The 24,800-nt window shown below is 44.5% G+C and carries 27 protein-coding genes and 1 riboswitch; of the genes, 18 read left to right on the top strand and 9 right to left on the bottom strand.

Annotated features, from left to right (window positions below):
* The first annotated feature begins 5 nt into the window (after window positions 1–5).
* From NZD81_RS00200 to mntD, 6 genes are all read left to right on the top strand, one after another.
* Window positions 6–1,466 (top strand): o-succinylbenzoate--CoA ligase, encoded by a 1,461-nt coding sequence (locus tag NZD81_RS00200; RefSeq protein ID WP_282373199.1) that lies wholly within the window; start codon window positions 6–8, stop codon window positions 1,464–1,466.
* Entirely contained in the window at window positions 1,463–2,578 is a 1,116-nt protein-coding gene (menC, locus tag NZD81_RS00205) for an o-succinylbenzoate synthase (protein WP_069150127.1), read from the top strand. Before NZD81_RS00200 ends, menC begins: the two co-directional genes overlap by 4 nt.
* Window positions 2,579–2,858: 280 nt before the next feature.
* Window positions 2,859–3,779, top strand: a complete 921-nt coding sequence (mntA, locus tag NZD81_RS00210) for a manganese ABC transporter substrate-binding protein/adhesin MntA (RefSeq protein ID WP_282373196.1) — start codon at window positions 2,859–2,861, stop codon at window positions 3,777–3,779.
* Between the two features lie 18 nt (window positions 3,780–3,797).
* Window positions 3,798–4,550 carry a manganese ABC transporter ATP-binding protein MntB gene (mntB, locus tag NZD81_RS00215; RefSeq protein ID WP_282373195.1) on the top strand — a complete coding sequence of 251 codons (753 nt, stop codon included), beginning with the start codon at window positions 3,798–3,800 and terminating at the stop codon, window positions 4,548–4,550.
* Window positions 4,551–4,555: 5 nt separating this feature from the next.
* The gene (locus NZD81_RS00220) at window positions 4,556–5,863 is read left to right on the top strand and encodes a metal ABC transporter permease (protein WP_282373194.1); all 1,308 of its coding nucleotides are present in this window, start codon (window positions 4,556–4,558) and stop codon (window positions 5,861–5,863) included.
* Window positions 5,853–6,740 (top strand): manganese ABC transporter permease MntD, encoded by an 888-nt coding sequence (gene mntD, locus NZD81_RS00225; protein WP_282373191.1) that lies wholly within the window; start codon window positions 5,853–5,855, stop codon window positions 6,738–6,740. Before NZD81_RS00220 ends, mntD begins: the two co-directional genes overlap by 11 nt.
* A gap of 18 nt (window positions 6,741–6,758) precedes the next feature.
* Here mntD and NZD81_RS00230 read toward each other — a convergent pair whose 3' ends face one another.
* The 3 genes from NZD81_RS00230 to NZD81_RS00240 are packed head-to-tail and all read right to left on the bottom strand — an operon-like array spanning window position 6,759 to window position 9,385.
* Window positions 6,759–6,917 carry a DUF1540 domain-containing protein gene (locus NZD81_RS00230; protein ID WP_003229069.1) on the bottom strand — a complete coding sequence of 53 codons (159 nt, stop codon included), beginning with the start codon at window positions 6,915–6,917 and terminating at the stop codon, window positions 6,759–6,761.
* A gap of 53 nt (window positions 6,918–6,970) precedes the next feature.
* A complete protein-coding gene (locus tag NZD81_RS00235; protein WP_014665096.1) occupies window positions 6,971–8,011 on the bottom strand; it encodes a cytochrome d ubiquinol oxidase subunit II in 1,041 nt (346 codons plus the stop codon).
* A 42-nt stretch (window positions 8,012–8,053) separates the two neighbouring features.
* On the bottom strand, window positions 8,054–9,385 hold the full coding sequence (locus NZD81_RS00240; RefSeq protein ID WP_014665095.1) for a cytochrome ubiquinol oxidase subunit I: 1,332 nt from the start codon (window positions 9,383–9,385) through the stop codon (window positions 8,054–8,056).
* Between the two features lie 205 nt (window positions 9,386–9,590).
* On the opposite strand from NZD81_RS00240, the gene NZD81_RS00245 reads away from it, so the two are divergent.
* The gene (locus NZD81_RS00245; protein ID WP_003219346.1) at window positions 9,591–9,839 is read left to right on the top strand and encodes a type B 50S ribosomal protein L31; all 249 of its coding nucleotides are present in this window, start codon (window positions 9,591–9,593) and stop codon (window positions 9,837–9,839) included.
* Between the two features lie 93 nt (window positions 9,840–9,932).
* A complete protein-coding gene (locus NZD81_RS00250; protein ID WP_014665093.1) occupies window positions 9,933–10,496 on the top strand; it encodes a beta-class carbonic anhydrase in 564 nt (187 codons plus the stop codon).
* Here the strand turns inward: NZD81_RS00250 and yidD are convergent.
* The gene (gene yidD / locus NZD81_RS00255) at window positions 10,493–10,720 is read right to left on the bottom strand and encodes a membrane protein insertion efficiency factor YidD (protein ID WP_014665092.1); all 228 of its coding nucleotides are present in this window, start codon (window positions 10,718–10,720) and stop codon (window positions 10,493–10,495) included. The genes NZD81_RS00250 and yidD overlap by 4 nt on opposite strands.
* Window positions 10,721–10,847: 127 nt before the next feature.
* On the opposite strand from yidD, the gene NZD81_RS00260 reads away from it, so the two are divergent.
* Window positions 10,848–11,321 carry an S-ribosylhomocysteine lyase gene (locus NZD81_RS00260; protein WP_014114882.1) on the top strand — a complete coding sequence of 158 codons (474 nt, stop codon included), beginning with the start codon at window positions 10,848–10,850 and terminating at the stop codon, window positions 11,319–11,321.
* Window positions 11,322–11,440: 119 nt separating this feature from the next.
* Window positions 11,441–11,878, top strand: a complete 438-nt coding sequence (locus NZD81_RS00265) for a FixH family protein (RefSeq protein ID WP_014665091.1) — start codon at window positions 11,441–11,443, stop codon at window positions 11,876–11,878.
* On the opposite strand, the gene ytzI is transcribed toward NZD81_RS00265, so the two are convergent.
* Window positions 11,872–12,012, bottom strand: coding sequence for a YtzI protein (ytzI, locus tag NZD81_RS00270; RefSeq protein WP_003229081.1), 141 nt, complete (start codon window positions 12,010–12,012; stop codon window positions 11,872–11,874). The genes NZD81_RS00265 and ytzI overlap by 7 nt on opposite strands.
* 128 nt (window positions 12,013–12,140) lie before the next feature.
* Here ytzI and NZD81_RS00275 point away from each other — a divergent pair, with 128 nt between their 5' ends.
* From NZD81_RS00275 to ytkD, 3 genes are all read left to right on the top strand, one after another.
* Window positions 12,141–12,578: a Dps family protein gene (locus tag NZD81_RS00275; protein WP_003229083.1), complete on the top strand. Its 438-nt coding sequence runs from the start codon at window positions 12,141–12,143 to the stop codon at window positions 12,576–12,578.
* Between the two features lie 156 nt (window positions 12,579–12,734).
* Window positions 12,735–13,139 (top strand): phage holin family protein, encoded by a 405-nt coding sequence (locus NZD81_RS00280; protein ID WP_014665089.1) that lies wholly within the window; start codon window positions 12,735–12,737, stop codon window positions 13,137–13,139.
* 208 nt (window positions 13,140–13,347) lie between these two features.
* Window positions 13,348–13,824, top strand: a complete 477-nt coding sequence (gene ytkD / locus NZD81_RS00285) for an RNA deprotection pyrophosphohydrolase (RefSeq protein ID WP_014665088.1) — start codon at window positions 13,348–13,350, stop codon at window positions 13,822–13,824.
* Between the two features lie 29 nt (window positions 13,825–13,853).
* On the opposite strand, the gene NZD81_RS00290 is transcribed toward ytkD, so the two are convergent.
* The 3 genes from NZD81_RS00290 to NZD81_RS00300 are packed head-to-tail and all read right to left on the bottom strand — an operon-like array spanning window position 13,854 to window position 16,440.
* Window positions 13,854–14,666: an ABC transporter permease gene (locus tag NZD81_RS00290; protein ID WP_134975905.1), complete on the bottom strand. Its 813-nt coding sequence runs from the start codon at window positions 14,664–14,666 to the stop codon at window positions 13,854–13,856.
* Window positions 14,641–15,423, bottom strand: coding sequence for an ABC transporter ATP-binding protein (locus NZD81_RS00295; RefSeq protein ID WP_014665086.1), 783 nt, complete (start codon window positions 15,421–15,423; stop codon window positions 14,641–14,643). The genes NZD81_RS00290 and NZD81_RS00295 overlap by 26 nt, the downstream gene beginning before the upstream one ends.
* 12 nt (window positions 15,424–15,435) lie before the next feature.
* Window positions 15,436–16,440 (bottom strand): ABC transporter substrate-binding protein, encoded by a 1,005-nt coding sequence (locus tag NZD81_RS00300; RefSeq protein WP_040082051.1) that lies wholly within the window; start codon window positions 16,438–16,440, stop codon window positions 15,436–15,438.
* Between the two features lie 150 nt (window positions 16,441–16,590).
* On the opposite strand from NZD81_RS00300, the gene NZD81_RS00305 reads away from it, so the two are divergent.
* Entirely contained in the window at window positions 16,591–17,364 is a 774-nt protein-coding gene (locus NZD81_RS00305; RefSeq protein ID WP_014665084.1) for an alpha/beta hydrolase family protein, read from the top strand.
* A gap of 51 nt (window positions 17,365–17,415) precedes the next feature.
* Entirely contained in the window at window positions 17,416–17,658 is a 243-nt protein-coding gene (locus NZD81_RS00310) for a DUF2584 domain-containing protein (RefSeq protein WP_040082053.1), read from the top strand.
* Between the two features lie 37 nt (window positions 17,659–17,695).
* Here NZD81_RS00310 and pckA read toward each other — a convergent pair whose 3' ends face one another.
* On the bottom strand, window positions 17,696–19,279 hold the full coding sequence (gene pckA, locus NZD81_RS00315; protein WP_282373177.1) for a phosphoenolpyruvate carboxykinase (ATP): 1,584 nt from the start codon (window positions 19,277–19,279) through the stop codon (window positions 17,696–17,698).
* Window positions 19,280–19,475: 196 nt separating this feature from the next.
* Window positions 19,476–19,614: riboswitch (SAM riboswitch) on the top strand.
* Window positions 19,615–19,781: 167 nt separating this feature from the next.
* Here pckA and metK point away from each other — a divergent pair.
* The 3 genes from metK (at window position 19,782) to alaP (ending at window position 24,559) form a co-directional block, all read left to right on the top strand.
* A complete protein-coding gene (gene metK, locus NZD81_RS00320; protein WP_014665081.1) occupies window positions 19,782–20,984 on the top strand; it encodes a methionine adenosyltransferase in 1,203 nt (400 codons plus the stop codon).
* Between the two features lie 148 nt (window positions 20,985–21,132).
* Entirely contained in the window at window positions 21,133–23,031 is a 1,899-nt protein-coding gene (asnB, locus tag NZD81_RS00325; protein ID WP_014665080.1) for an asparagine synthase (glutamine-hydrolyzing), read from the top strand.
* 136 nt (window positions 23,032–23,167) lie between these two features.
* Window positions 23,168–24,559: an alanine permease AlaP gene (gene alaP, locus NZD81_RS00330; RefSeq protein WP_014665079.1), complete on the top strand. Its 1,392-nt coding sequence runs from the start codon at window positions 23,168–23,170 to the stop codon at window positions 24,557–24,559.
* The last annotated feature ends 241 nt before the right edge of the window (window positions 24,560–24,800 follow it).

Genomic DNA, 24,800 nt, shown 5'->3' on the forward strand with positions numbered 1-24,800 from the left:
ATGACATGCTGACAGAACAGCCCAACTGGCTCATGCAGCGGGCACAGCTGACACCTGAGAGAATTGCTCTCATCTATGAAGACCAAACCGTAACTTTTGCAGAATTGTTTGTCGCGTCTAAACGAATGGCGGAACAGCTTGCCGCTCATTCGGTTCGGAAAGGGGATACTGCGGCTATTTTGCTCCAAAACCGTGCAGAAATGGTATACGCTGTTCACGCTTGTTTTTTGCTAGGTGTTAAAGCGGTGCTTTTGAATACGAAGCTGTCAACACATGAAAGGCTGTTTCAGCTGGAGGATTCCGGCTCCGGCTTTTTACTGACAGATTCAAGCTTTGACAGAAAAGAGTATGAACATATCGTTCAAACAATTGATGTGGATGAATTGATGAAAGAAGCCGCGGGGGAAATGGAGATCCAGGCTTATATGCAAATGGATGCAACGGCGACGCTGATGTATACATCGGGTACGACAGGAAAGCCCAAGGGAGTTCAGCAAACGTTCGGCAACCATTATTTCAGTGCGGTGTCGTCCGCGCTTAATTTGGGTATAACAGAACAAGACCGCTGGCTTATCGCATTGCCGCTCTTTCACATCAGCGGCTTGTCCGCATTATTTAAATCTGTGATCTATGGAATGACTGTCGTGCTTCATCAGCGTTTTTCCGTAAGCGATGTGCTGGATTCTATCAACAGGCATGAAGTGACAATGGTATCTGCGGTGCAGACTATGCTGGCCAGTCTTTTACAAGAAACAAGCCGCTGCCCTGAATCCATCAGATGCATTCTTCTCGGCGGCGGTCCTGCACCGCTGCCATTGCTTGAGGAATGCCGTGAGAAAGGATTCCCTGTCTTTCAGTCATATGGAATGACAGAAACTTGCTCACAAATTGTTACCCTGTCGCCGGAATTTAGCATGGAGAAGCTCGGATCTGCGGGGAAACCGCTGTTTTCATGTGAAATCAAAATCGAGCGGGACGGACAGGCATGTGAACCGTTCGAACACGGTGAAATTATGGTCAAAGGCCCAAATGTCATGAAAAGCTATTTTAACCGAGAGAGCGCAAACGAAGCCTCCTTTCAAAATGGCTGGCTGAAAACAGGTGATCTTGGGTATTTGGACAATGAAGGCTTTTTATATGTATTAGACAGACGTTCAGATCTGATCATTTCTGGCGGAGAAAACATTTATCCGGCCGAAGTAGAGTCGGTGCTGCTTTCACACCCCGCTGTGGCCGAAGCCGGAGTTTCAGGGGCTGAGGACAGAAAATGGGGGAAAGTGCCTCACGCCTATCTTGTCCTTCACAAGCCTGTGAGCGCAGAAGAATTGAGGGTATACTGCAAAGAACGTTTGGCGAAGTATAAAATTCCGGCAAAATTCTTTGTGCTTGACCGCCTGCCGCGCAATGCGTCTAATAAGCTCTTGCGAAATCGGCTGAAGGATGCGCGTAAAGGAGAACTGCTATGATCGAAATAGAAAAAATTACGCTTTACCATTTGAGCATGAATTTAAAGAAACCGTTTAAAAACAGTATCGAAACGCTTCAAGAGCGCAAATTTCTGATCGTGGAAGCCATTGATACATCCGGTGTTACAGGCTGGGGAGAAGTTTCTGCTTTCTCTTCTCCTTGGTACACCGAGGAAACCATTGGAACATGTTTGCATATGCTAAAAGATTTTTTTATTCCAAATGTCGTCGGCCGTGAATTTAATCACCCTTCAGAAGTGCCGGACAGCCTGGCGCGGTATAAAGGAAACCGGATGGCAAAAGCGGGACTTGAATCGGCTGTCTGGGATATCTATGCTAAAAAGAAGGGCATATCTCTTGCTGGGGCATTGGGCGGAACAAGAGATAAAGTCCCTGCCGGAGTGGTTGTCGGCCTGGCACCCCTTGACGATATGCTGAAGGAAATTGAAAGCTATCAAAAAGAAGGTTATCAAAGAATAAAAATTAAAATTCAGCCTGGGCAGGATGTGGAATTGGTCAAGGCCATCCGCAGCCGGTTCCCAAACATCCCGCTCATGGCTGATGCCAATTCTTCCTATGAGCTGAAGGATATCAGCCGATTAAAGGAGCTTGATGAATTCCAGTTAATGATGATTGAGCAGCCTCTTCAAGCTGACGACATCGTTGACCACCGCCACTTGCAGAAACATTTGAAAACGGCCATTTGCCTTGATGAAAGCATTTGTTCAGTTGATGATGCGAGACGGGCGATTGAGCTGGGAAGCTGCAAAATTATTAATATAAAGCCTTCGCGTGTCGGCGGCTTAACAGAAGCTTTAAAAATTCATGATTTATGCCAAGAGCATCATATGCAGGTGTGGTGCGGAGGAATGCTGGAAACCGGCATATCGAGAGCGCAGAACGTTGCGCTTGCTTCACTGCCTCAATTCACAATACCCGGCGATATTTCATCATCTTCACGCTATTGGGATGAAGATATTGTGACCCCTGATATTCGTATTGATAATGGATTTATTTCTGTGTCAAAACAGCCTGGTTTAGGGGTTGAGGTGAACCAGGATATTATGCGAAAATATGTGACCAAAATGGATGTTTTCACACAGCATGGGTAAGAAAAAAGCATTTTGCTATTTTGAATAAATGACACTATGCTGTTACAGTAAAAGTGTTCATTGAATACATCCCTTCTCGTTTGGACCGGCTGCTGACCCAGCCGGTTTTTTTATGTAAATGGAGCTTGACAAAAATGGCCAAACGCGATAATTTTGCATAAAGGAAACTTTTTGTCCTGTGTAAATAAAATATGCCTTTGTCTAATTTAATGTCACATGTCTAAGAACTGACATCATAAGATAAAACAATCGGACATTGATGGCAAAGAGGAGGAGAAACATGAAACGAGGGCTGATGGCGGCAGTGCTTTTTGCGGCCTTTGCTTTAACAGGATGCGGAACAGATTCAGCCGGAAAGAGCGCTGATCAACAATTACAAGTGACAGCGACAACATCTCAAATTGCCGATGCAGCAGAAAACATCGGAGGAAAGCATGTAAAAGTCACCTCGTTAATGGGGCCGGGGGTTGATCCGCACCTTTACAAAGCTTCGCAAGGTGACACGAAAAAATTAATGTCAGCCGATGTTGTTCTGTACAGCGGGTTGCATTTGGAAGGGAAAATGGAGGACGTCCTCCAAAAAATCGGCGAACAAAAACAAGCAGCGGCAGTTGCTGAGGCCATTCCGAAAAACAAGCTTATTTCCGCGGGGGAAGGCAAGACGTTTGATCCCCACGTGTGGTTCAGCATTCCGCTATGGATCTATGCAGTGGATGAAATTGAAATGCAATTCAGCAAAGCAATGCCTCAGCACGCAGATGACTTTCAGAAAAATGCCAAAGCATACAAAGAAGATTTGCAATATTTAGATAAGTGGGCGCGCCAGGAGATCTCGCACATTCCGGAGAAAAGCCGTGTGCTTGTGACTGCTCATGATGCGTTTGCGTACTTTGGGAATGAGTATGGATTTAAGGTAAGAGGCCTGCAGGGACTAAGCACAGATTCGGACTATGGATTAAGGGATGTTCAGGAGCTGGTTGATCTTTTGACAGAAAAACAAATAAAAGCTGTGTTCGTAGAAAGCAGCGTATCTGAAAAATCAATCAATGCAGTGGTGGAAGGCGCTAAAGAAAAAGTTCATACCGTCACAATTGGCGGCCAGCTTTATTCGGATGCCATGGGTGAAAAGGGCACCAAAGAAGGCACATACGAAGGAATGTTCCGCCACAATATCAACACGATTACTAAAGCGCTTAAATAAAGAATAGAGGTGAAGGATATGTTCCCTGTTGAGCTTGATAATGTGACAGTTGCTTATCATAAAAGGCCTGTGCTGCAGGACATTTCGCTGCAGGTGCCGGAAGGAAAACTGATTGGCATTATCGGCCCAAACGGCGCGGGAAAATCAACTTTGATCAAAACCATTCTCGGTCTTGTGCCTCGGGCTTCAGGAGACATTTCTATTTACGGCAAAGACTATAAGGATCAGCGGACCAGAATCGGATATGTTCCGCAGCGCGGCTCGGTTGACTGGGATTTCCCCACAAGCGCGCTCGATGTCGTTCTAATGGGAAGATACGGAAAAATCGGTTTATTAAAGAGGCCAAAGAAAGCAGATGTGGAAATGGCGAAGGCCGCTTTAGCAAAAGTCGGGATGCTTGATTATGCGAATAGGCAGATCAGCCAGCTGTCAGGCGGCCAGCAGCAGCGGGTGTTTCTTGCCCGGGCACTCTGCCAGAACGCTGACATTTATTTTATGGATGAACCGTTTGCAGGTGTCGATGCAGCGACGGAGCGCGCGATTATGACGCTTCTGGCAGAACTCAAAGAAAAAGGAAAAACCGTGCTTGTCGTCCATCATGACTTGCAGACCGCCGAGGATTATTTTGATTGGATTTTACTGCTTCATTTAAGAAAAATCGCTTTCGGACTGGCGGAAAACGTTTTTACAATCGAAAACCTGCAAAAAACATATGGAGGAAGGCTTACGTTTTTAAAAGATAAAGTCATAGCAGAAGGGCATAAGGAGTGAGCGCAATGTTTGAAAGTTTGTGGCTGCAGCTCCAGCATCCGAACACACAGTGGGTGCTGGCGGGTACGCTTTTGCTCGGGGCGGCAAGCGGTGTTTTGGGCAGCTTTGTGCTGCTGAGAAAGCAAAGTTTAATCGGCGATGCGATGGCCCATTCAGCTCTGCCGGGTGTATGTCTCGCTTTTCTGTTCACCGGGCAAAAATCACTGCCTTTCTTTTTGCTGGGTGCGGCGCTTGCCGGACTGCTCGGAACATTTTGTATTCAGGGGATTTCGCGGTTTTCAAAAACAAAGGAGGACTCGGCGATCGGGATAGTTCTTTCTGTGTTTTTTGGCGTTGGGATTATTCTTTTGACATATATTCAGCAGCAGGGGGCAGGAAGTCAAAGCGGGCTTGATTCTTTTTTGTTCGGCCAGGCGGCTTCATTGGTCAGACAGGATATCATCCTTATTGCAGGAATATCTGCTGTTCTGCTGCTCCTGTGTATTGTTTTCTTTAAGGAATTTACATTGATTACTTTTGATCTCGCGTTTGCAAAGGGATTGGGAATCCCGGTGCGTTTTTTGAACGGGCTTTTGGCTAGTCTGATTGTCGGTGCTGTCGTCATTGGGCTTCAGACGGTTGGTGTGATATTAATGGCGGCTATGCTGATTACACCTGCCATAGCTGCAAGATATTGGACCGAACGATTGACAGGGATGATCGTCATTGCCGGGATCACTGGCGGGGTCAGCGGAGTGGCCGGAACCCTGCTGAGCACGACCATGAAGGGAATGGCGACAGGGCCATTAATAATCATATCTGCAACGCTGATCTTTCTTTTTTCAATGATTTGCGCGCCTAAGCGGGGGTTGGCGGCTAAAGCCATAAGGCTGATGAGGCTTCGGCGCAGAACAAGCAGGGGGCAAGTGCTGCTGACGATTTATGAACAGTATGAAAAGAAAGATCTTTGTGTAACAGCTGAGAGTGTAAGAAAGAAAAGGCGTCTATCTCCTTCATTATGCCTTAAGGTTTTAAATGACTTGGAACAAGAGGGGTGCATTAAGTGTATCGAAAATGGAGTTTGGCAAATCACAAGCACCGGGATTGAAAAAGGCTACCACACAGCTTTGAAGCAGTGGATGTATGAAGTGTATCTCATGCATGAAATGGAGTTTGCCAATATAGAATTCGACCAGGACTGCTTTGATCCGGATCGTTTGCCAGGGGAAACGAGAGAACGGCTTTTTTCATTATTAAAGCTGTATGGCCGGATGCCTGAGCTGCGAAAAGCGTCTCATGAAGCCGAGAAGGGACAGATCGCAAATGAGTTTTGAAGCATGGATTATAGCTACCGGTGTATTAGTCGGTGTAAGCTGCGCATTGATCGGCACATTTCTTGTGCTGAGAAGCATGGCGATGCTGGCCGACGCAATCAGTCATACAGTGTTGCTTGGCATTGTCGGCGCTTTTCTAGTGACCGGGAGTCTCGACGGGATTTCTATGTTTATCGGTGCAGCTGTAACCGGATTGTTAACGGCATTTTTGGTTCAGCTTCTTCATAGCAAGGGGGTTCAATCAGATGCTGCCATAGGCGTTGTGTTTACATCCTTATTTGCAATCGGCGTCATTTTGCTTTCTGTTTATGGAGCGAATGTCCATCTCGATATTGAGCACTCGTTAATGGGAGAAATCGCTTTTGTGCCGTGGAATACGATGACGGCATTCGGAGTTGATATCGGGCCGAAAGCGTTTTGGATGCTGGCATCTGTTCTGGTTTTAAACGTAGTGTTGATCAGTGTGTGCTATAAGGAGTTTAAAATCGCTTCGTTTGATCCTCAAATGGCTTTAGCCTTAGGAATACCGGTTTTGCTCATTCATTACGTGCAAATGGGCATGCTGTCTTTGACGACTGTTGCTTCCTTTGATTCAGTGGGTGCTGTATTGGTTGTGGCCATGTTGATTGTTCCGCCTGCTGCGGCACATTTGCTGACAGACCGGCTTCTTTATATGCTGATTCTCAGCGCATTGATTGGGGGACTGTCGGCGATCATGGGCTATTTCTTCGCAACGTGGCTTAATGTTTCGATTTCAGGAGCGATGGCGGCCATGACAGGTATATGGTATGCAAGCGCCTTTTTGTTTTCACCTGCAAACGGGGTCATGACTAAAAAGCTGAGAACACTCAACATGCAAAAAGAAAGAGCTGGCTGATGCAGCTCTTTCTTTTAATTACAAATCATGCGGCTTAAACGTTTTGCAGTCTGTTTCCCGGCTGTTTTCAGCCGTTTCACCAGTATGGCTGACAACATAAATGGCATCAGCGGTGCATTTGTTTCCTTTGCCCCAATAAGAACAGTTGTTGACTTCGCATAGAATTTTCTGCTCCATGCCATCCCCTCCTTAAAAAGGTTCTGGGTTAGTATAGCCGGCAGGCTTCACCTCTATTCCTCCTGGCGGATATAGCGTTTATCTCGCATAAACATTTTCCAGAAGAAATAAAAGCCCGGAAATAGAATGATAAATGCGACGATATACGTCGCAAACAGTGCCCTGAACGTTGCTGGCTCTGTGAAGCCTGACATGACTGTCACATCGGGATAAATCATATACGGAAGATGCGCCCGCCCGTACGCGTAGCTTGCGAGAAAATACTGTATTCCAATCGCGACAAGTGCAAGCCGCGGTTTTCCGATGTTTTTTCCAAAACTTTTGTTTGGCAGAAACAGAGCGATTCCAGCAATGACAAATGTAATAAACGATGCAATAATCCAAGTGAAATCATTCAGCATTCCGCTGTACAGCCAGTTTGCTTCATTCCGCATCGTCACCATAATGCATACAGCAAACAGCAGTGAAATCGGGCCGGTGATCAGGGCGCTTTTTCTGTAGGCCCGGTACGCATCCTGTTCCTCTGCTACATTTGAAAAATCAGCAAGCAATAGCGAGGATAAAAATAAGGTGCTTAAAATCGCAAACCCGATAAATGAATAGGCGTTGGGGCTTGAAAAGATTTTAGACATATTCAAGTTATAGATCCCGTCCGTTTTTTCGATAAATCCTCCGTGAGTCACAGGAAGCACCAAAATTAAAACAGCAGGAATGATAAAGCCGGAGATGCCGGAAATATATCTTAGCGTTTTCCGCTCTTTTGCTGTGTTTGAAAAAACGAGAAATCCGCTTCGGATCGCTAAAAGCAGCAAAATTATGCTGCCGGGAATTAATAACACGGTGCCGAGCACAAATGTCGCACCGGGGAAAAAACTGAAAAGCGCCACGACGATGGCCACAATAAAGACGTTTGTGACCTCCCAAGTCGGGGACAAAAATCGATTCGCAATATCGGTGGCCTTCATGTGTTCCTTGTTTAAATAGATCATAGACCAAAATCCAGCTCCAAAATCCATTGTCGCCATGACGGCGTAAATAAACACAAAGCCCCAGATAATTGAGATGGCGATCAGAGCGTCAGTTGAAATGTCCATTTGTCGATCTTCCTTCCATTTGGTTTCCTGTTTGCGGAGCCATTACGACTCCGCTGTATTTAAATCTTCGTCAACCGGGTGCTTGCGGAAATAGTACAAGAGCACGTAGACGACAGCTGCGCCTAACACGGCATAAACAAATGTGAAAAACAAGAAGAGCACTCCGATCGAGCCAGTCGTAGTTACGACATCCGATGTTTTCAGCAGATGATAGATGACCCAAGGCTGCCTTCCCGTACAGGCGAAAATCCAGCCGAATTCAATGCCGATAAGACTAAAAGGGCCTGCTGTCATGAAAATGACCAAAAGCCACGTCGGGAATCGGTCTTTCTTGAGCACCTTTCTCCAGACCACACCGATAATGGAATAAAGAATCAACAGCATGCCTACTCCGACCATCGCATTAAACAGCGTGTGAATAAAAAGCGGCGGCCATTCATCTCTAGGAAATGCATTCAATCCCTTTACAACAGTGTCAAAACGGTTCGCTGCCAAAAAGCTTAAAGCCCATGGAATCTCGATAGCCCATTTTACTTTTTCTTCTTTCGGGTCGGTAAAACCGCCGATCGCGAGCGGAGCGTGGGATCTTGTTTCAAACAGGCCTTCCGCACCGGCTAATTTTTCGGGCTGGTATTCGTACAGCATCTGTGCTGATTCGTGTCCGTTCAAAGCGGTCAGCAATGAAAAAATACCGCCGATCGTGAGTGCGAGCAAAAGGGCTTTCCGGTGAAAGCGATAGACCTTTTCCTTTTTTCTCGTCCGGATCATTTTATATGCGGCCACAGAAGCCACGATAAACGCTCCCGTCATAAATGCGGATAAAACGACATGGCCCGCAGTGATAAAAAAGCTTGGGTTGAAGAACGCGGCCCACGGATCAACATCTGTGATTTTTCCGTTTAAAATTTTAAAACCTGCCGGAGTTCCTTCAAAGGCATGGACATTCGTGATCAGAACAGCGGATGCTGCGGCCCCGACTAACACAAAGAAAACAGCAACAATCCTCATTGCAGGTGATAAGCGGTCTGCTGCGTATACATAAATCGACATAAAAAGGGCTTCAACAAAAAAAGCATAGATTTCAATTTGAAACGGCAGGGACATGACCCGGCCGATGACTTCCATAAATCCCGGCCATAAAAGCGCGAGCTGAGTGCCCGCGATCGTTCCGGTCGGTATGGCGACTCCCAGTAAAACAGCTTGTGCTTTCGTCCACCTTTTCGCCATGATCGCATAATGGTCATCTTTCGTTTTTTGATAAATCAATTCCGCCACTAAAATCATGAGCGGCAGACCGACTCCAAGCGTTGCGAAAATGATATGAAAGCCCATTGTCGTGCCAAAAAGGCTTCTGGCCAAAACTAAATCATCCACAATCGTAAACCACCTTTCTCAAAAGACGTTCTGTATGTATTTTGGGTTTATTATTTGCTTCCTCGGTTAGATTATTCTTCCTATTCTTAAATGCCATGAGGTTTACGATGAGAGAACAGAGGGAAGGATGTAAGAAGATTGACAAAACGTTTGTGACGTTATAAAATAAAACGTAATTATTACGATTTGATGAAAGGAGACACTCATGAAAGAAGGAATTCATCCAAAAAACCACAAAGTCATATTTCAGGATGTCAACAGCGGCTATCGTTTTCTCAGCACCTCGACCAAAACATCTAATGAAACAGCAGAGTGGGAAGACGGCAACACATATCCCGTCATTAAAGTAGAAGTAAGCTCTGACACGCATCCGTTTTATACAGGCCGCCAGAAATTCAATGAAAAAGGCGGACGAGTTGAGCAGTTCAAAAAACGCTATAACATGGGGAAATAAGGCAGACCTGAGGGTTTGTCTTTTTTTATTATGACGAATAAACAAGTGTTGTGATATATTGAAGAGTAAAAAGAATAGAAAGGGACAACGAACATGAGTCTTCTAAATGATATTCTCGAATTTAACAAGACATTTACTGAACAAAGAGAGTATGAAAAGTATAAAACGTCAAAATTCCCCGATAAAAAAATGGCGATTCTTTCTTGCATGGACACTCGTCTGGTTGAACTGCTGCCGCATTCGATGAATATGCGAAACGGAGATGTGAAAATCATTAAAAGTGCCGGTGCGCTTGTGACACACCCATTCGGAAGCATCATGAGAAGTTTACTCGTCGCAGTGTACGAGCTGAACGCCGATGAGGTATGTGTGATCGGACATCACGATTGCGGCATGAGCAAAATCAGCAGCGAAAGCATGCTTGATAGAATCAAAGAAAGAGGAATTCCGGAAGAACGCATCGAAACATTAAAGTACTCCGGTGTTGATTTTGATCAATGGTTTAAAAGCTTTGATTCAGTAGAAGCAAGTGTGAAAGACAGCGTAGAAGTCATTAAACATCATCCGCTGTTCCCGGAAAACGTTCCAGTCCATGGCTTAGTTATTGATCCTGACACAGGAAAACTGGATCTTGTCGTAAACGGCTATAACGCTTAATGTTTGTGTTTCTTTTCAGGAACGGGATCGACCCCTCCCGGATGGAACGGATGGCATTTCAAAATCCGTTTGATTGTCAGCCAGCCGCCTTTTAAAGCCCCATGTGTTTTAATCGCTTCGATTCCATATTGAGAGCAAGTCGGATAAAAGCGGCATGTTGGCGGCGTCAGCGGCGAGATGAATTTTTGATATCCTCTGATCAGAGCGATAAATAGGGTTTTCATATGTATTCAGCAACCTTTCTGATGCAAGTATAAGAAAAAAAACGCAGATTGAAAAGCTATTCGATTATTCTTATCGGAAAGGTATGTTATAATGAATGTACATTTTTAGAAAAGGGAGAGTGCCATTATGCCTTCAGTAGAAAGTTTTGAGCTTGATCATAATGCGGTTGTTGCTCCATATGTAAGACATTGCGGCGTGCATAAAGTAGGAACAGACGGCGTTGTAAATAAATTTGATATTCGTTTTTGCCAGCCAAATAAGCAGGCAATGAAGCCTGACACCATTCACACACTTGAGCATTTGCTCGCGTTTACGATTCGTTCTCATGCAGAGAAATACGATCATTTTGATATCATTGATATCTCTCCAATGGGCTGCCAAACCGGCTATTATCTTGTTGTGAGCGGAGAGCCGACACCAGCGGAAATCGTTGATCTGCTTGAAGACACAATGAAGGAAGCGGTAGAGATTACCGAAATACCAGCTGCGAATGAGAAGCAGTGCGGCCAAGCGAAGCTTCATGATCTGGAAGGCGCTAAACGTTTAATGCGTTTCTGGCTTTCACAGGATAAAGAAGAATTGCTAAAAGTATTTGGCTAAAATAGAAAAGACCTTTTTGCTCAAGCGCAAAAAGGTCTTTTTTGTGACGTCTCATATTTTGTGTACCATTTGCTGTAAGCGTTTGCTACTATTTAGGTAAACGATGAAAGGGTGATGGCATGAAAAAGATGTTGGTTGTTCTGCTTTTTTCTGCTTTTTTGCTTAACGGATGCGGATCTGGCGAAAGCAAAGCAAATACAGATGAGGCGCCCAAGGTTTTGGATGTCAAGCTGACCGGTCCTGAAAAAATAAAACCCGGAGACAGCGCTGCTTATGAAGCAGCCGTATCATACGGTGATGAAGCTGTGACAGATGCCGATGAAGTAGAGTTTGAAGTATGGAAAGAAGGGGAAAAAGACGCCAGCCAAATGTTTAAGGCGAAACAAGAAAAAGGCGTATACCGGCTGGAAACAACGTTTAAGGAAGATGGTGTATACACTGTCCAATCCCATGTCACAGCAAAAAAACAGCATAGCATGCCGACCTTAAAAGTCCAAGTCGGAGACGCCGATGCTGCGGGCAATCAGTCAGAAGAGAAGCAATCACATCATCATTGATTGTGTGAATCAGAGTGATTTTCTTGCGGTGGATCAATGGTATGCTTTACATTATAGGCTTTTACAGTCGTCCAAATGGTTACAAGCAACACAGCCAGCACAATCAAAATACTTATCGTAATGAGAAGCGTCATGACATTCCACCTCCCGTTTTTTAACAATTGTAGCATAATAGAAGAAATCGTGACAGATAAGGGTAAAAAAGAGGTTTTAGCGTACGATATTAAGGGTATACATAGTCATATAACAAGGAGGAGATACCATGTCAGAACAATTGATTCAAGCAGTGAACAAACAAGTAGCCAACTGGACGGTCATGTATGTGAAACTACATAATTATCACTGGTATGTGAAAGGGAAAGATTTCTTCACTCTTCATGAAAAGTTTGAGGAGCTGTACAACGAAACAGCAACTTATATTGATGACTTAGCAGAACGTCTTTTGGCGCTGAACGGAAAACCGATTGCAACAATGAAGGAATCCTTAGAAACGGCTTCTGTCAAAGAAGCGGCTGGAAATGAAACAGCTGAACAAATGGTTCAAAGCGTATACGATGATTTTACGGTCATCGCGGAAGAGCTGAAAAACGGCATGGATTTAGCTGATGAAGTCGGTGACGAAACAACAGGGGACATGCTTCTTGCAATCCATCAAAATATTGAAAAACATAACTGGATGCTAAAAGCTTACCTGGGGTAAAAGAACGGCCGGACGTCTAAAAACAGATGTCCGGCTTTTCTTTTTGTATCTGAAAAATAGGCGACAACCAGTCCATTTTTCTGAAAAATCCAATCCGGTCGGCTTGTTTTCCATAGAATATCGTAAGGCCGTTTCTGTGAAAGGATGTTGGGATAAATGGATAGAGACTTTGGCATCTTTTCGTTAATAGCAGTCAGCGTTTCAGCAGCGGGTTTTTTCTTCGGAGGTTTTCAGTATTCATTTCTGATTTTGCTCTCTCTTATGGCAATTGAATTTATCAGTACGACTTTGAAGGAAACAATTATTCACAAACTGTCGTTTAAGAAGATATTTGCCCGGCTTGTCAAAAAATTAGTCACGCTGGCTCTGATCTCTGTATGCCACTTTTTTGATCAGCTGCTGAATACACAGGGGTCCATTCGTGACTTGGCTATTATGTTTTATATTCTTTATGAATCTGTGCAAATTGTTGTGACAGCCAGTTCTCTCGGCATACCGGTTCCCCAGGTGCTTGTCGATCTTTTAGAAACGTTAAAAAATAAATTTAAACGCAAACCGTAACTTTTCCCTGTTCGCGGGTCATAATAAAGCCCAGAGCGTCAGTCGCACTTTTCGGCATTAGGCATCACAAAAAACTGTACGAGCTAGTCTGTATGCAGAACCTGACGGCGTGCTGGGTTTCCCTTATTTTTTGATAAAAGGCTTCCGCAGAAACGTAACTGTGGTATGATGTATGGAAGATAGCTAGGAACGGATTTGAGGGATAAACATGTACGAGTTTAAAGATTATTATCAGAATACTGTTCAGCTTTCCTTTGACAATCAGCCTTTCTCGGACAGCCCGAAGCATGTCTGGGTGATTTGCCGTTTTGGCGGCAAATGGCTTTTAACAGAACATGAGGACAGAGGCTATGAGTTTCCAGGCGGGAAAGTAGAGCCGATGGAGTGCGCGGAAGAGGCTGCGCTTCGGGAAGTAAAGGAAGAGACGGGCGCGAGAGTCAAAAGCCTCAAGTATCTCGGACAGTATAAGGTTCTCGGTAAAGAAAAAGTGATTGTGAAAAATATATATTTTGCAGATATAGAAAAGCTTGAAGAGCAAGCTGATTACTTTGAAACGAAAGGCCCGGTTTTGTTTCACGAGCTTCCGGAGAACCTTTCCCGCAATAAAAAGTTCAGCTTTATTATGAAGGATTCCGTTCTTCCGATCAGTTTGAAAAAACTGAAAGAATCTGGATGGATCGAATAAAAAATCCGGCACATGTGCCGGATTTTTTATTATGTCCTGCCCTTCGTCCATTTCTTTTCCAGCAGCTCGACGCCCTGATACATCAGAGTGGCAAAGATGGCGATGATCAGCAGGCTTAAGAAGACGAGTGTAAAATTGAAGACTTGGAATCCGTAAATAATCATATATCCCAATCCAACCTTCGAAACGAGGAATTCCCCTACAATGACGCCAACCCATGATAAACCGACGTTTACTTTTAATGTTGAAATAATCGCGGGAGAGGATGCGGGCAGTATGGCTTCTTTAAAAATAACCCATTTTTTTGCGCCGAATGTTTTCATGACTTTCGTATAGTTTTCGTCGACCTCCTGAAAGGCGGTGTACACAACGATGGTGGTGATAATGACGCTGATGATGGCTCCCATCGCAATAATGCTGATTAAACTGGGACCGAGTGCGACAATCAGGATCGGGCCTAGGGCCACTTTCGGCATTGCATTCAAGATCACAAGATACGGATCTAAAATCCTGGCAAGCCGATTGGACGACCATAACAAAGCGGCGAGGCACGTGCCCATAAACGTTCCAAGCAAAAAGCCTAGCACCGTTTCGAATAAAGTGACGCCGATGTGTGACAGTAATGAACCGTCACCGAGTTTCTCCAGCAATAAACGCCATACAGCTGATGGAGAGCTGAAGATCAGCGGATCGATCCAGCCCTGCCTGCTGGAGATTTCCCAGCCTGAGAAAAAGAGAATAAATATGGCAAGCTGAAAGGAATGGACATTCCACTTTTCCTTTTTTTGTTTGAATTGATACTGCTCATGAAGCAGATCAATGGTTTCTTTGCTGTTTCTCAAGAGAATTCAGCTCCTTCCATATCGTTTGAAACAGCGTCTGGAAGGATGGCTCCTGGCGGGCGTCAAAAGGCATCATCGAGGCCAATTCCTTAGGAATGGTAAAAATCTGATGGATGGTGCCCGGCTGATTCGAAAATAAAAAGATCGTATCGCTCATCGCTATCGCTTCCCCTATATCATGAGTGACAAGCACTGCTGTTTTTTGATATTCCTTTAATGTGCGGAATACCAGGTTTTCCAATGACAGCTTTGTCTGAAAATCAAGCGCGGAAAATGGCTCATCCAGCAAAAGCAGACTTGGATCTGGCGCAAGAGTTCTTGCAAGCGCGGCCCGCTGGCGCATCCCGCCTGACAGCTCTTTCGGATATTTTTTCTCCACATCTATGAGGCCGAACTCAGGCAATAGGCCGAGTGCAGCGGCCTTGCTTTCTTCTGTCAGCGTGTCGGCGATTTTTAAACCGAGAAGCACATTTTCCTCGATAGATTTCCAGGGAAATAAGTAATCCTGCTGAAGCATATAGCCAATGTTATGTTCTTTTTGATTCGGCTCACGGCCTTCAATCAGAACTCTGCCTTCCGATGGCTCAATCAAACCGGCAATAATGGAAAGCAGTGTTGTTTTTCCGCAGCCGCTTGGGCCGAGAAATGAGATGAAATCACCTTTTTCGGCATCGAAATGAATATCCCGCACAGCCGTTGTTTTTTCTTTGATAGAAAAGTAAGTATGGGTTACATGGTCGACATGTAAGAAAGACATAGATGGCGCCTCCTATTTCTCCGAGGTGACTTTTTCAGCAATTTCTTTATTTACAAGCTGATTGTATGGAATGTGCTTCGGCAGTTCTCCCGCTTGATCCATAATGTCTTGGAGCAGCTCCCATTCTTTTTCGTTAAGCAGAGGATCTGGCGAATATGAATGCTGCTTTTTATAGCGTTCAATGGATGTTTCGATGACGTCTGGGTCGGTATCATCAAATTCATCTTTAATGGCATCTGTGATGTCCTTCGCAGAATGATTTTCAACCCACTGCTGCGCCTTGTAAATGGCTTTTGTAAACTTGACGGCTGTGTCTTCATTTTTCTTCAGGTAGCTTTGTTTCGCCATAAAGGTCGTGTAAGGAACGTCGCCTGATTCTTCTCCGAATGAAGCCACGATATGGCCGATGCCTTTTTTCTCAAAGAGAGAAGCCTGCGGTTCAAAAAGCTGTACATACTCACCGGTTCCAGAAGCAAACGCATTGGCAATATTGGCGAAATCTATGTTCTGGATGAGGTCTATATCTTTATGCGGGTCAATCTTATGTTTGTTCAGCACATACTCGCCGACCATTTGAGGCATGCCGCCTTTTCGCTGGCCGAGAAACGTTTTTCCGTTCAGCTGATCCCAGTTGAAGTGTTCAACATCTTCTCTCGCGACAAGGAACGTCCCGTCTGTCTGAGTCAGCTGGGCGAAGTTAATAACGGGGTCCTTAGCCCCTTGCGCCTCGACATAAATAGATGTTTCTGATCCGACAAGCGCGATGTCGGAGCCGTTTGAAAGAAGCGATGTCATCGTTTTGTCTCCGCCCCAGGTTGTATTCACATCGACATCAAGCCCTTCTTCCTTAAAAAATCCTTTTGACTCCGCAACATATAAAGGTGCGTAAAAAATAGAATGGGTCACTTCAGCCACTTTAACTTTGGTCAGCGTTTCTTCCTGCTTGCAAGCTGCCAGGGCGATCATCAGAAAGATACTGCCGACACAGGCGAAGCCCAGCCTTAACCATTTGTTCACATAGACAACCTCCTTATTTAGCATCAAGTTAATATCCTTTTTTGCTTTACATATCGTATGATGGGTATAAAAATGTGTGAATGCCTAATCAGTTTCACCGGATGTAATTTTGGAGTAAGGAAAGCATATAGAAAAAAGGAGGCGGCTGTTTTGATTGTAGAGAAAAGAAGATTTCCGTCGCCAAGCCAGCATGTGCGTTTGTATACGGTCTGCTATCTGTCAAATGGGTTACGGGTAAAGGGGCTTCTGGCTGAGCCGGCGGAACCGGGACAATATGACGGATTTTTATATTTGCGCGGCGGGATTAAAAGCGTGGGCATGGTGCGGCCGGGCCGGATTATCCAGTTTGCATCCCAAGGGTTTGTGGTGTTTGCTCCTTTTTACAGAGGAAATCAAGGAGGAGAAGGCAATGAGGATTTTGCCGGAGAAGACAGGGAGGATGCATTTTCTGCTTTTCGCCTTCTTCAGCAGCACCCAAATGTCAAGAAGGACAGAATTCATATCTTCGGGTTTTCCCGCGGCGGGATTATGGGAATGCTCACGGCAATCGAAATGGGAAGGCATGCGGCTTCATTTGTTTCCTGGGGAGGCGTCAGTGATATGATCCTTACATACGAGGAGCGGCAGGATTTGCGGCGAATGATGAAAAGAGTCATCGGCGGAACACCGAAAAAGGTGCCTGAGGAATATCAGTGGCGAACACCGTTTGATCAAGTAAACAAAATTCAGGCTCCCGTGCTGTTAATCCATGGAGAAAAAGACCAAAATGTTTCGATTCAGCATTCCTATTTATTTGAAGAGAGGCTAAAACAATTGCATAAGCCGGTTGAGACGTGGTATTACAGTACATTCACACATTATTTCCCGCCAAAAGAAAACCGGCGTATCGTTCGGCAGCTTACACAATGGATGAAAAACCGCTGACAATGAAATATGGTATGATAAAGAAAAAAGAGAACGAAAGGGGATCTCACTTTGGGAATGCCTGTTGAATTTAATACACTGATTGTGACAAAAGGAAAAGAAGTTCGCATAGATGAAAATATATTCACGTTAGAGAAGGACGGATACCGTGTATATCCGATGGAGATTCCGATGGATGTGCGCAAAACAAAGCTTGGCGAAAAGTCGGGCACAGCTGAAGTGCAGAAGCTTCAATGGGAAGACGGCCGGACGCTCATTACGTACAAGCTGACTTCTTTGCATTCTGTCAATTAAAACAAGCCAAGAGCTAATTGCTCTTGGCTTTTGCTTTTTAAACGAGAGGGCCGCCTGCCTGTGCAATGGCATCTGTATGTGCGAACTTTTTAAAATTCTCTTTGAATTCATTTGCAAGGTAGAATGCCTTTTCTCTGTATTCTTCCTTGTTGGCCCACGTGTTTTCAGGCTGAAGGATGTGATCAGGAACGCCAGGAACATGAGCCGGGATGTGCAGGCCAAAAATATCGTCAGTTATGATTTCTGCATCCTCTAATTTACCTTCAATCGCTGCTTTGACCATTGCTCTTGTGTAAGAAAGCTTCATTCGTTCGCCAGTGCCATAGCCGCCCCCGGTCCAGCCGGTATTGACCAAGAAAACGTCTGCGCCGTGTTCATCGATCTTTTTGCCGAGCATTTCAGCATAGACGTGAGCAGGAAGCGGCAGGAACGGTGAGCCGAAGCAAGTGGAGAACGTCGTTTCAGGTGACGTCACACCTCGTTCAGTTCCGGCAAGCTTGCTCGTGTAACCGCTCAAGAAATGGTACATCGCCTGTTCCTTCGTCAGTTTGCTGATCGGCGGCAGGACTCCGAAGGCATCAGCCGTCAAAAATACAATTGCAGACGGATGGCCTGCCATGCTTGGAGTCACGATGTTATCAATCATATGGATCGGGTAAGCTGCCCGCGTGTTTTCAGTATAGAAGGAATCATCATAATTGGCTTCACGTGTGTCTTCATCAACAACGACATTCTCGAGAACTGATCCGAAACGAATTGCGTTAAAGATCTGAGGTTCCTTCTCCTCGCTTAAGTGAATGCACTTAGCGTAGCATCCGCCTTCGATATTAAAGACGCCTGTATCAGACCAGCCATGTTCATCGTCACCGATCAGCTTGCGATCAGCATCGGCTGAAAGAGTGGTCTTTCCTGTTCCTGACAGTCCGAAGAAAAGGGCGACATCACCTTTTTCACCGACATTGGCGGAGCAGTGCATGGATAAAATGTCTCTTTCAGGCAGCAGGAAATTCATAATGGAGAAAATAGACTTCTTCATTTCTCCGGCATACTCTGTTCCTCCGATTAAAATCGTCCGTTTTTCGAAAGAGACAATAATAAACGTTTCGGAATGAGTGCCGTCTGTTTTTGGGTCCGCTTTGAAATGCGGAGCAGAAAGAATGGTGAACGGCTGCTCAACTGTTTTCTTATCATTGCCTTCCGGACGGATGAACAGCTGCCGCGCAAATAAATTGTGCCATGCGAACTCATTTACGACAGTGATCGGCAGCCTGTATTTCTCGTCTGCTCCCGCAAATCCTTCGAAAACAAACAGCTCATCTCGCTGTTTCAGGTAGCTGACAACTTTCGTATAAAGCCGATCAAACGCTTCTTCTGAAATCGGCTGATTCACCGGGCCCCAATCGATCTTATTTTTCGTGCTTTCTTCCTCCACGATGAATTTATCTTTAGGTGAACGTCCTGTGTAATCGCCTGTTGTCGCGCGAACAGCACCCGTGGATGTTAAAATGCCTTCGTTTCGGGAGAGTACTTTTTCTGTTAGCTGTGCTGCTGATAAATTATGACGCACATTTGGACTTGTTAATAAGGCTTGTAAATCAGCGGTCAAATCAACTGAGTTCATATGAAACCTTCCTTTATCGTTTTTTGTGTTTTGCTAATTGTGAATTAGTATAACATATATTTTCAAATAGTCTATACTATTTATCATTTTTTGTGTGTGCATTTCCATTGTTTTCCCTCAATATAGGTGCCTATTTCTTCTGAATCATATTGACATTGCAAACCCTTTTACGATAAGATATTTCATTGAGCGGATACTCTTATCCCGAGCTGGCGGAGGGACAGGCCCTATGAAGCCCAGCAACCGGTTTCTCTGTTATTTATTATGTTGAACTGAGTGAGACAACCAAGGTGCTAACCTGTTGCAAGGTTGTATGATTCCTTGAGCGATAAGAGTGAAAGGCACAAAGACCAAACCCTTTCCTCGATGGAAAAGGTTTTTTTATTTCATAAATATGCCAATTAACATTCTCTAATATAACGTTACATTGTATAAGAGGGAGCGAGTTCCGTATCATATATGCAAGGTCTATCGGGAGACCTTGTGCAGGAGGAAGCAAATCATGAGTAAAAATCGTCGTTTATTTACATCAGAATCTGTTACGGAGGGGCATCCAGATAAAATCTGTGACCAGATTTCTGACAGCATTTTAGATGAAATTTTAAAGAAAGACCCTAACGCGCGTGTTGCTTGTGAAACATCTGTGACAACTGGTTTGGTTCTTGTCAGCGGAGAGATCACAACATCTACGTATGTTGACATTCCGAAAACAGTTCGCCAAACCATTAAAGAAATCGGATACACACGTGCGAAATACGGATTTGATGCGGAAACTTGTGCGGTTTTAACATCAATTGATGAGCAGTCTGCTGATATCGCAATGGGTGTAGACCAAGCGCTTGAAGCCCGTGAAGGCACAATGAGCGAAGAAGAAATTGAAGCGATCGGTGCTGGTGACCAAGGTTTAATGTTCGGTTATGCGTGCAACGAAACGAAAGAGCTTATGCCTCTTCCAATTTCACTTGCTCATAAATTAGCCCGCCGCCTAAGTGAAGTCCGTAAAGAAGATATTCTTCCGTACCTTCGCCCTGACGGCAAAACACAGGTAACGGTTGAGTACGATGAAAATAACAAGCCTGTCCGCATTGACGCGATTGTTATTTCAACTCAGCATCACCCTGAAATTACACTTGAGCAAATTCAGCGCAACATTAAAGAACATGTCATCAATCCGGTTGTTCCTAAAGAATTGATTGATGAAGAAACAAAATATTTCATCAACCCAACAGGACGTTTCGTAATCGGAGGCCCTCAAGGGGATGCGGGACTTACAGGACGCAAAATCATCGTTGATACGTACGGCGGCTATGCACGCCACGGCGGAGGCGCGTTCTCAGGAAAGGATGCGACGAAGGTAGACCGTTCTGCGGCTTATGCAGCAAGATACGTTGCGAAAAACATCGTTGCGGCTGAGCTTGCTGATTCTTGCGAAGTGCAGCTTGCTTACGCGATTGGTGTTGCACAGCCTGTGTCAATCTCAATCAACACATTCGGTTCCGGAAAAGCTTCTGAGGAAAAACTGATTGAAGTTGTCCGCAATAACTTTGATTTACGACCTGCCGGCATTATCAAAATGCTTGATTTACGCCGTCCGATCTACAAACAAACTGCTGCGTACGGCCACTTTGGACGTCACGATGTTGACCTTCCATGGGAGCGTACAGACAAAGCGGAGCAGCTGCGTAAAGAAGCGTTAGGAGAATAATTTTATAGCCGCTTACTGGTTAAGCGGCTTTCCTTTTTTATCGTTGTATCCATGTTTATTTTTTTACATAACTGTGAAACCAAATACTATTCACAGCGTCTATAAATAGGGGTTCAATGATGACAATTTTAATTATGGAGGCAATACTATGTGTGGATTTGTCGGGGTTTTTAACAAGCATCCGTTAGCTCAAACCGCTGATCAAGAAGAACTAATCAAACAAATGAACCAAATGATCGTTCACCGCGGTCCTGACAGTGATGGATATTTCCATGATGAGCACGTCGGATTCGGATTCAGACGTCTCAGCATTATTGATGTAGAAAATGGCGGACAGCCTTTATCATATGAAGATGAAACATATTGGATTATCTTTAACGGGGAAATCTATAACTATATTGAACTGAGAGAAGAGCTTGAAGCAAAGGGGTACACATTCAACACGGATTCGGACACAGAGGTTCTTCTTGCGACTTACCGTCATTATAAAGAAGAAGCGGCGTCCAAATTGCGCGGTATGTTTGCCTTTCTGATTTGGAATAAAAACGATCATGTGCTTTATGGAGCAAGAGATCCATTCGGCATTAAACCGTTGTACTACACAACGATCAATGATCAGGTTTATTTTGCCTCAGAGAGAAAAAGTTTAATGGTTGCTCAGAATGATATTGAAATAGACAAAGAGGCATTGCAGCAGTACATGTCTTTCCAATTTGTTCCTGAACCAAACACGCTTGATGCCCATGTGAAAAAAGTAGAGCCGGGTTCACAGTTCACAATCCGCCCGGACGGCGATATCACATTCAAAACGTATTTCAAAGCGAACTTCAAGCCGGTTCAGACTGAAGAAGACAAGCTTGTGAAAGAAGTCAGAGACGCGATCTATGACTCTGTAAACGTTCATATGAGAAGTGACGTTCCTGTCGGTTCATTCCTGTCTGGCGGAATTGATTCTTCCTTTATTGTGTCTGTTGCGAAGGAATTTCATCCAAGCTTAAAAACATTCTCAGTCGGCTTTGAACAGCAGGGCTTCAGTGAAGTCGATGTAGCGAAAGAAACTGCAGCGGCGCTGGGCATTGAAAATATCAGCAAAGTCATTTCGCCTGAGGAATACATGAATGAGCTTCCGAAGATCGTATGGCATTTTGATGACCCGCTTGCTGATCCGGCAGCGATTCCGTTGTACTTTGTTGCAAAAGAAGCGAAAAAACATGTAACGGTTGCTTTATCAGGTGAAGGAGCGGATGAGCTCTTTGGTGGATATAACATTTACCGTGAACCGCTTTCGCTCAAACCATTTGAACGCATTCCGTCCGGCCTGAAAAAAATGCTTCTACACGTTGCTGCCGTTATGCCTGAAGGGATGAGAGGAAAGAGCCTGCTTGAGCGCGGCTGTACTCCGCTTCAGGATCGTTATATCGGTAACGCGAAAATCTTTGAAGAGTCTGTCAAAAAGCAGCTGTTGAAGCATTATAATCCGAACCTTTCATATCGCGATGTGACGAAGACTTACTTTACAGAAAGCAGCTCGTACAGCGATATCAACAAAATGCAGTATGTCGATATCCACACTTGGATGCGCGGCGACATTTTGTTAAAAGCGGATAAAATGACGATGGCAAATTCTTTGGAACTGCGTGTGCCGTTCTTAGATAAAGTCGTATTTGACGTCGCTTCAAAAATTCCTGATGAACTGAAAACGAAAAACGGCACGACGAAGTATCTTCTTCGCAAAGCCGCTGAAGGAATTGTGCCTGAGCACGTATTAAACCGCAAAAAGCTTGGTTTCCCTGTACCGATCCGTCATTGGTTGAAAAACGAAATGAACGAATGGGTGCGAAATATTATTCAAGAAAGCCAAACGGATGCATATATCCATAAGGATTATGTCCTTCAGCTTCTTGAAGACCATTGTGCGGACAAGGCTGATAACAGCCGTAAAATCTGGACTGTACTGATCTTTATGATTTGGCACAGCATTAATATTGAAAAACGGTATATGCCTGAAGAGCTGAGCCATCAGCCTAAAGAAGTCATCTTTGTGTAACAGACAACAAGGCTTTCGATTAATCGAAAGCCTTGTTATTATCCTTTTATTTCTCCATCATCATTGATTTACCCAATCCACACGCAATATTCAGAAAAATGATTTAATGATATTTTTTTCTAGGGGAGAAGAAAGCATGCAAAAACAAAAACAAGAGCTGCACCGCGGACTCGAAGAAAGGCATATTTCTTTAATGTCTTTAGGAGCTGCCATAGGAGTGGGGTTGTTCCTCGGCTCCGCATCAGCTATTCAGTTAGCAGGGCCAGGTATTTTGGTAGCATATGCCGCAAGCGGCCTGGTCATGTTTTTTATTATGAGAGCGCTTGGGGAAATGGCCATTCAAAAACCGGTTGCCGGTTCCTTCAGCAGGTATGCGCGTGATTATTTGGGACCGCTTGCAGGCTATTTAACAGGGTGGAACTACTGGTTTTTATGGGTTGTCACCTGTATGGCTGAAATTACTGCTGTCGGCATCTATATGGGGTTCTGGTTTCCTGATGTGCCAAACTGGATTTGGGCATTATCGGCGCTGATCATTATGACGGGTGTTAATTTCCTGGCTGTCAAAGCTTACGGCGAGCTGGAATTTTGGTTCGCATTGATTAAAATTGTCGCGATCCTATCTATGATTGCTGTCGGTTTATTGATGATTATTGCAGGAGTCGGCAATGGGGGCATTGCAACCGGAATCAGCAATTTATGGAATAACGGAGGATTTTTCCCTCATGGAATAAAAGGGGTTTTATTGTCACTTCAAATGGTGATGTTCGCCTATTTAGGGATTGAAATGATCGGGGTGACGGCTGGCGAAGTGAAAAACCCGCAAAAATCATTAGCCAAAGCAATCGATACAGTATTTTGGCGGATTTTGATTTTTTATGTAGGCGCTTTATTTGTCATTATGTCTATTTATCCGTGGCAGGAAATTGGCTCCCAGGGAAGCCCATTTGTTCTCACATTTCAAAAAGTGGGCATTCCATCAGCCGCAGGCATCATTAACTTTGTCGTGTTGACGGCCGCGCTGTCTTCATGCAACAGCGGTATTTTCAGCACAGGGCGGATGCTGTTTAACTTGGCGGAACAGAAAGAGGCGCCACAAGCATACGGTCAGCTGACGAAAGGCGGCATCCCGGGTAAAGCTGTTCTGGCTTCAGCGGGCGCTTTATTAGTCGGAGTGCTGTTAAACTACGTTGTCCCTGCGAAGGTATTTACTTGGGTTACAAGTATTGCGACGTTCGGAGCGATTTGGACGTGGGCAATCATTTTGCTTTCTCAAATCAAATACAGGAAAAGTTTGAAGCCCGAAGAAAAGAAACACTTAAAGTATAAAATGCCTTTCTTTCCGTTTACGTCTTATGTGTCATTGGCGTTTCTAGCATTCGTCGTCATTCTTATGGCTTACAGCCCTGATACAAGAGTAGCCGTGATTATCGGGCCGATATGGTTTCTCATCTTGCTTGCCGTGTACTATGGAAAAGGTTTTCATAAAAAAAATGCGGCTAATGACAGTGAACGAAATATCAGCTGACAAAAAGAGCTCCCAGTGAGCTCTTTTTGTGTGCTCATAGAAAATAGAGAACAGGAAAGAATAGGTATGTGTTTTTGCAGAGGCTGTTTACAGTTTTGTGATAAGATAAAAGTCATACGTTTATATGTTTAATGCGACATGTGAACGTTTTATGGAAAAATTGAAACCCGAACCGTCATGACGTCCGGGTTAACGATGGTTATTGCTTTCAAAAATAATTTGAAAAATGGTAAAGTAAGAC

The organism is Bacillus sp. B.PNR1 (assembly GCF_030386235.1).
GTDB lineage: Bacteria > Bacillota > Bacilli > Bacillales > Bacillaceae > Bacillus > Bacillus stercoris.

Bases quoted from the DNA above. Each gene is read 5' to 3' on its own strand.
- NZD81_RS00260 (WP_014114882.1), top strand. From the start codon at position 10,848: ATGCCTTCAGTAGAAAGTTTTGAGCTTGATCATAATGCGGTTGTTGCT.
- NZD81_RS00200 (WP_282373199.1), top strand. From the start codon at position 6: ATGCTGACAGAACAGCCCAACTGGCTCATGCAGCGGGCACAGCTGACA.
- asnB (WP_014665080.1), top strand. From the start codon at position 21,133: ATGTGTGGATTTGTCGGGGTTTTTAACAAGCATCCGTTAGCTCAAACC.
- NZD81_RS00295 (WP_014665086.1), bottom strand. From the start codon at position 15,423: ATGTCTTTCTTACATGTCGACCATGTAACCCATACTTACTTTTCTATC.
- NZD81_RS00265 (WP_014665091.1), top strand. From the start codon at position 11,441: ATGAAAAAGATGTTGGTTGTTCTGCTTTTTTCTGCTTTTTTGCTTAAC.
- mntA (WP_282373196.1), top strand. From the start codon at position 2,859: ATGAAACGAGGGCTGATGGCGGCAGTGCTTTTTGCGGCCTTTGCTTTA.
- ytzI (WP_003229081.1), bottom strand. From the start codon at position 12,012: ATGACGCTTCTCATTACGATAAGTATTTTGATTGTGCTGGCTGTGTTG.
- NZD81_RS00250 (WP_014665093.1), top strand. From the start codon at position 9,933: ATGAGTCTTCTAAATGATATTCTCGAATTTAACAAGACATTTACTGAA.
- mntD (WP_282373191.1), top strand. From the start codon at position 5,853: ATGAGTTTTGAAGCATGGATTATAGCTACCGGTGTATTAGTCGGTGTA.
- NZD81_RS00245 (WP_003219346.1), top strand. From the start codon at position 9,591: ATGAAAGAAGGAATTCATCCAAAAAACCACAAAGTCATATTTCAGGAT.
- menC (WP_069150127.1), top strand. From the start codon at position 1,463: ATGATCGAAATAGAAAAAATTACGCTTTACCATTTGAGCATGAATTTA.
- NZD81_RS00220 (WP_282373194.1), top strand. From the start codon at position 4,556: ATGTTTGAAAGTTTGTGGCTGCAGCTCCAGCATCCGAACACACAGTGG.
- alaP (WP_014665079.1), top strand. From the start codon at position 23,168: ATGCAAAAACAAAAACAAGAGCTGCACCGCGGACTCGAAGAAAGGCAT.
- NZD81_RS00230 (WP_003229069.1), bottom strand. From the start codon at position 6,917: ATGGAGCAGAAAATTCTATGCGAAGTCAACAACTGTTCTTATTGGGGC.
- ytkD (WP_014665088.1), top strand. From the start codon at position 13,348: ATGTACGAGTTTAAAGATTATTATCAGAATACTGTTCAGCTTTCCTTT.
- metK (WP_014665081.1), top strand. From the start codon at position 19,782: ATGAGTAAAAATCGTCGTTTATTTACATCAGAATCTGTTACGGAGGGG.
- mntB (WP_282373195.1), top strand. From the start codon at position 3,798: ATGTTCCCTGTTGAGCTTGATAATGTGACAGTTGCTTATCATAAAAGG.
- pckA (WP_282373177.1), bottom strand. From the start codon at position 19,279: ATGAACTCAGTTGATTTGACCGCTGATTTACAAGCCTTATTAACAAGT.
- NZD81_RS00280 (WP_014665089.1), top strand. From the start codon at position 12,735: ATGGATAGAGACTTTGGCATCTTTTCGTTAATAGCAGTCAGCGTTTCA.
- NZD81_RS00275 (WP_003229083.1), top strand. From the start codon at position 12,141: ATGTCAGAACAATTGATTCAAGCAGTGAACAAACAAGTAGCCAACTGG.
- NZD81_RS00235 (WP_014665096.1), bottom strand. From the start codon at position 8,011: ATGGACATTTCAACTGACGCTCTGATCGCCATCTCAATTATCTGGGGC.
- yidD (WP_014665092.1), bottom strand. From the start codon at position 10,720: ATGAAAACCCTATTTATCGCTCTGATCAGAGGATATCAAAAATTCATC.